The organism is Streptomyces sp. NPDC059900, assembly GCF_050270335.1.
GTDB lineage: Bacteria > Actinomycetota > Actinomycetes > Streptomycetales > Streptomycetaceae > Streptomyces.
This window is the reverse complement of the sequence record NZ_JBNNJZ010000510.1, coordinates 1-5942: the sequence shown is the minus strand read 5'-3', so window position 1 is coordinate 5942 and position 5942 is coordinate 1. Positions and strand designations below refer to the sequence as shown.

Below are 5942 nucleotides of genomic sequence, written 5' to 3'. Positions count from 1 at the left end.
TTCCACACTCCAGGAGCCTTGTCGTGCCCCAGCCCCGAACCCTGCGCAGATCCGTGGTCGCCGCCGCGATCTCCGTGACCCTGTGCGCCACGGCCGCACCGGCCGCCCGCGCGGACGCCCCCGCACCCGCCCGGCATCCGGCCGCCGCCTCACCCGCCGCCTCGCCCGCCGCGCCGGGACCCGGGGCGCCCGACCCGTACGACCGGGTCGAGCGCCGCACCGCCACCCCGAAGACGGCCGCCCGCAAGCTCCCCGCCCCCGGCGGCCTCACCGGCGGGCGTGTCCCCGGCGCCCGTACGGACAAGAAGAAGGCCACGTCAGGTGTGCCCCGCGCCACCGTCGGCACAGTGTCGGTGCCGTGCACCCTCGACGGTGTCACCGGCCTGTCGCCCGCGCAGTTCACCGCGTTCCTCGCCGACCCCGCCGTCACCGCCGACGGCTGTCTGCGCGGCCTGATCTGGACCTGGGACAAGCGCCTGGCGCCGGTCATGTCGGCCGCACACATCCAAGCCGTCTCCCGGCGCGCCACCGAGCTCGCCGCATCGCACGACGGCACCAACGCCGGCCACCTCCTGGAGCTGTTCACCTACCTCCACGCCGTCTCCTACCAGGGCTTCTCGCACGACGAGGTCGACATCAGCGACCCGGCGACCCTGGCCGCCATGCGCGGGGCCGTGGACGCGTTCGGCACGGCGCCCCGCGCCTTCGACGTCACCCGCTCCAATGCCGAGACGCTCCGCGAGGCGCTGACGGCGGCCAGCGCGACGGGGTTACGCCAGCACCAACTCCCGCTCGTCAAGCGGGTCCTGGCGACCATGGACGCCGCCCACCCCGACACCGCCAAGGACACGAGCTGGGCCGGTGCCGCCCTCGCCGCGCTCTCCCTGAACTACCTCGGCATCTACCCCGGCAACCAGGACAGCGCCTTCCGCGCCGCGGTGGCAGCCGACCCCTCCTACCGGACCGCCTTCAAGGCGTTCGGCGGATACGCCCACCTCAAAGGCGGGCCCAACGCGTGGGTGGCACGCGACGCGGTGAGCGAATACGGGCGGATGGGCCAGATCGACGCCCTGCGCGGCGAGATCGTCGCCGGGCTCGGCCCGCTCCTCGACACCACCGCCCGCACCTTCGGAGACGGCAGCGCCCCCTGGGCCAAGGCCGTCACCTGGCTCATCGAGTTCGACGCCTGCAAGCCGTACAAGGTGTGCAGGGACGACATCGAACGCCGCCTCTTCCCGCAGACCTACGCCTACGACGAGGGCGGCATGAAGGTCCGCACCGCGCTGGATCGCGGCACCGTCGACCAGCTCTACTACGCGAGCAAGCAGGTCAAGGCCCAGTTCCACCGGGTCGTGGGGACCCAGGAACCGCTCGGCGGCGACCCCAACACCACCCTGACCACCGTCCTGTACTCCTCGCGCGCCGACTACGAGAACTACCACCCGCTGCTCACCGGCATGGGCACCGACAACGGCGGCGTGTACATCGAGAAGGGCGCGACCTTCTACACCTACCAGCGGCGCGTCCCCCAGGACTCCTCGCTGACCCTGGAGGAGCTGTTCCGCCACGAGTACACGCACTACCTCAACGGCCGCTGGGCGGTGCCCGGCTTCTTCGGCGAGGGCCGCTGGTACGAGGGCGACCGCACGACCGCCATGGACGAGGGCACCGCGGAGTTCTTCGACGGCGCCACCCGCGACGACGGCATCAAGGTCCGCAAATCCCTCGTCCAGGGCATCATCGACGACACCGCGGGCGGCGGTCCGCGCATGAGCGTGAACCAGTTGCTGCACGCCACCTACGACGGGGACGGCTTCCGTTTCTACGACTACGCGGGCACGTTCTTCGAGTTCCTGTGGAGCGAACGCCCGGCGCTGCTCAAGGAGATGTACCGCCACCTGCGCGCCGACGACCCGGCAGCGTTCGACGCCTGGCGCGACCGCCTCGGCCGGGACACCGGGCTGCAGCGCGCATACGACGCCTTCCTCGACCAGCAGATCGGGCACGTCGACGAGCTGTTCGTCCCCGACACCGCGTACGTGCCCGTCGACCGGCTGCGCGACAGCACCGCAGGCCAGGTCCGCTCCTCGTTCGCCGCCACGACCGGCATCACGCCCGACTGCCGCGCCACCAGCGCTCCCGGACGCCCGCGGTTCGTGTGCGCCGGACGGATCACCGCGAACCTGGGCGACGCGGCCAGCCCCGACCGCGTCTTCAAGGACATGTCCGAGACCGTCGACACCTACATCCTCGACCGCGCCGCGGGCGGCGACAACAACCTCACCGACATGAACTGCGCCTTCGGCGAGGTGGACATCTGGACCAACGGACGCGCCGGAACCTCGGACTATCTGTGCGAAGGACCGCTGCGCGGCTGACACGCCTGTGCGGGCGACGGCCCGACACCGCCGTGCGGGCGACATCTGCGCGACACCGGTGATTTCGCCGATGTCGACACCCCGTCAACAGCGCCACGGTGGGGACCGCCAACGAACACGGCGGTCTCCACCGGGGCGCATCCCTTCCTCCCGGGTGGCCCCGCCACGACAGAGAGGACCCCTCCGTGCGCCTGCACGTCTTCTCCCGCCCCGTGGTGCGGGCGGCCCTGGCCGCCGCGGTCGCCACCGCCGGCCTCCTCGGCACGGGCCTCGCGCCCGGCGCCCAGGCCGCCGCCGACAACCCCTACGAGCGCGGGCCCGCACCCACCAACTCCAGCATCGAGGCCTCGCGCGGTTCCTACGCCGTCTCGCAGACCAGCGTCTCCTCGCTGAGCGTGTCCGGCTTCGGCGGCGGCACGATCTACTACCCGACGTCCACCGCCGACGGCACCTTCGGCGCGGTCGTCATCTCGCCCGGCTTCACCGCCTACCAGTCCAGCATCGCCTGGCTCGGGCCGCGCCTTGCCTCGCAGGGCTTCGTGGTCTTCACCATCGACACCAACACCACGCTCGACCAGCCCGACAGCCGCGGACGCCAACTCCTGTCCGCACTGGACTACTTGACCAAGACCAGCTCGGTGCGCGGCCGCATCGACGCCTCCCGGCTCGGCGTGATGGGGCACTCGATGGGCGGCGGCGGCACCCTGGAGGCCGCCAAGAGCCGTACGTCCCTGAAGGCGGCGATCCCGCTGACGGGCTGGAACACCGACAAGACCTGGCCCGAGCTCAAGACGCCCACCCTGGTCGTCGGCGCGGACGGGGACACCGTCGCCCCCGTCGCCAGCCACTCCGAGCCCTTCTACGAGTCGCTGCCCGGCTCCCTGGACAAGGCGTACCTGGAGCTCAACGGCGCCACCCACTTCACGCCGAACTCGTCCAACACGACGATCGCGAAATACAGCACTTCCTGGCTGAAGCGGTTCATCGACGACGACACCCGCTACGAGCAGTTCCTGTGCCCGCTGCCGCGGCCGAGCCTCACGATCGAGGAGTACCGGGGCAACTGCCCCCACGGCTCCTGATCCTGATGCTCCGTCACTGGGGGCCGTCCGTCCGCCACCCGGCCACCGGCGGGGGCCGGACGCGCATGCCCCTCGGGCCCGCTTGTGCCCGTGCACAGCGGGACGCGGCGGCCGTTGGGGCGCTGCCCAGCCCTGCGGACGCGGGGCTTCCGGGCCGTGTTACGCGGAAGTAACGTGCGAGCGTGACCTCTTCGACGACGGTACCCGGCGCGCTGCGGCCCCCCGAGCTCCACGGCCGCCGCGAGGAGATCGCCGCCGTGGAATCCCTGGTGGAAGGCGTGCGAGCCGGTCGCGGCGGCGTGCTCGTCCTGACCGCGCAGCCCGGTCTGGGCCGTACCGCCCTCGTGGAGCACGCCCGGGCAATCTGCGCCCCGGTCCCCTGCGCCCAGCCGACCGCCCCGGCGGCGCTGCCGCAGGACGGACCGCTCCTTGTCTGCGTCGACGACGCGCACACCTGGCACCCCGCCGACCGGGCCGCCCTCCTGGCAGACCTGCGCCGGCTGCCCGCCGAGAAGCCCGTGGCCGTGCTGCTCACCCTCGCCGAACACCCGGCCCGCACAGGCGAGTCGGACGGCCTGGCCACCCTGCGCCTGCACCCCCTGGACGACGGCGCGGCCGGCGCCCTGCTCGACGGGCTCACCCGGGGCGCCACCGACCCCGTCGTCGCCGCCTGGCTGATCCGCGAAGCCTCGGGCAACCCCCGCCTGCTCTGCGCGCTCGTCGCCGCCCTCACCCCCGACCAGCTGGCCGGACGCACCCCGCTGCCCGACCCGCTGCCCGGCGGGGAAGACCTCCTGGACGCCTACGCCGCCCGCATCGAGGCACTGCCCGCCGACGCCCGCACCCTGCTGCTGCTCGCCGCCGCGGCCGGTGAGCACGAGCCCGACGGCGCGGGCGCCGACCTGGCCCTGCTCCTGCGGGCCGGCGGAGACCCCGCGGGCCTGGCACCCGCCGAAGCCGCCGGAGCGGTGGTCGGAGCGGGCGGACGCCTCCACTTCACCCACCCGCTCCTGCGCCGCGCCCTGCTGCGCCGCACCCCGCTCGCCCGCCGCAGAGCCACCCACGCCCGCCTCGCCGAGGCCTGCCGCGACCGCCTCTCCCGTCTGGTCCAACTCGCCTGCGCGGCAGGGGATCACGACGCGCGCCTGGCCGGGGCGCTCGCCGCGGCGGCCACCGCACCCCGCCCCCACGCCGAGCGTTCCGCCGCCCTGGCCCGCGCCGCGGCCCTGACCGCCGACACGACGCTGCGCACCGACCGTCTCGCCGACGCGGCGGAGGCATCCCGCCTCGCGGGAGACCCCGTACGGGCCCGCGCCCTGCTCGCCCGCACCGCCGCCGTCCCCGCCCACGGGGGCGTGCACCGGGTGCGCGGCCTGCTGTCCCTCGCCGACGGCCCGGCCGCCGACGCCAGAGAAGCGCTGCTCACCGCCGCCGTGCTGCTGCCGCCCGAACCCGCCCGCCACGCACTGATCGCGGCGGCGGAGGCGGCCTGGGCGATGGGCGACGCAGCGGCCTACCGGGAGGCGATGGCCCGATTACCCGCCTGCGCCGACGACCCGTCCCTGGAGGCCTACCGCGCCGGGATGTGCGCGGTCCTCGCGGGCCGCACCGCCGAAGGCCACGCCCTGCTGCGCCGCTGCCTGGACGACGTGGCCACGGCGAGCGACCCCGCCGGGCTGCTGCGGGCCGGCGCCGCGGCCCTGGTGATCGGCGAGGTCGAGACCGCCTGTGCGGCGGGCGCCCGCGCGCTCGCCGCCGTCCGCGCCTACGGCCCCGAGGTCCTGCTGCCGCGCGCCCTGGAACACCTGGCCTACGGGGAACTGCGCGCGGGTCGGCACACCAGGGCCAGGGCGCACGCCCTCGAAGGGCTCGGGGCCGCGCACCGCACCGGGCAGCCCAACGTCGCGGTCTGCCTGCACGCGGTCCTCGCGCTGGCCGCGTCCGTGGAGGGCGACGCCAGGGCCTGCGCGGCGCATGCCGCCGCCGCGGCGGACGGGGCGGGACCGCACGGGCTGACCCAGGCCGCCACGCTCGCCGTCTGGGCCGTCGCCCGGGCCGATCTCGCCGCGGGGCGTCCGGGCGACGCGGCCGCCCGGCTCGCCCCCCTCGTCGCTCCGGGACCGCGGGGCGGGCACTTCGCCGTACGCAAGCTGGCCGTGCCCTGCTTCGTCGAAGCGGCCGTCCAGGCCGGGCGCACGGCGGAGGCCCGGGCCGCCACGGCCGAGTTCACCCGCTGGGCCCGGGCCACCGCGGACCGGCAGGCACCGGCCCAGCTGGCCCGCTGCCGCGCCCTGCTCGCCCCGCCGCAGCACACGGACGCCGCGTACGAGAACGCACTGGCCCACCACGACCGCTCGCCCGGCGAGTTCGAACGCGCCCGTACGCAGCTGCTGTACGGCCAGTGGCTGCGCCGCAGGCGCCGCACCCGCGAGGCCCGCGGACCCCTGCGCGACGCGCTGGTGGGCTTCGAGCGGTGCGGGGC

The 5942-nt window shown here is 74.9% G+C and carries 3 protein-coding genes; all 3 read left to right on the top strand.

Going from position 1 to position 5942, the window contains the following annotated elements:
• Nucleotides 1-23 precede the first annotated feature (23 nt).
• Nucleotides 24-2378, top strand: a complete 2355-nt coding sequence (locus tag ACQKIP_RS37620) for a collagenase (protein ID WP_365854348.1) — start codon at nucleotides 24-26, stop codon at nucleotides 2376-2378.
• 185 nt (nucleotides 2379-2563) lie between these two features.
• Nucleotides 2564-3460: an alpha/beta hydrolase family protein gene (locus ACQKIP_RS37615; protein WP_365854346.1), complete on the top strand. Its 897-nt coding sequence runs from the start codon at nucleotides 2564-2566 to the stop codon at nucleotides 3458-3460.
• Between the two features lie 182 nt (nucleotides 3461-3642).
• On the top strand, nucleotides 3643-5942 hold a 2300-nt coding region (locus tag ACQKIP_RS37610), incomplete at its 3' end, for a LuxR family transcriptional regulator (RefSeq protein WP_427745167.1).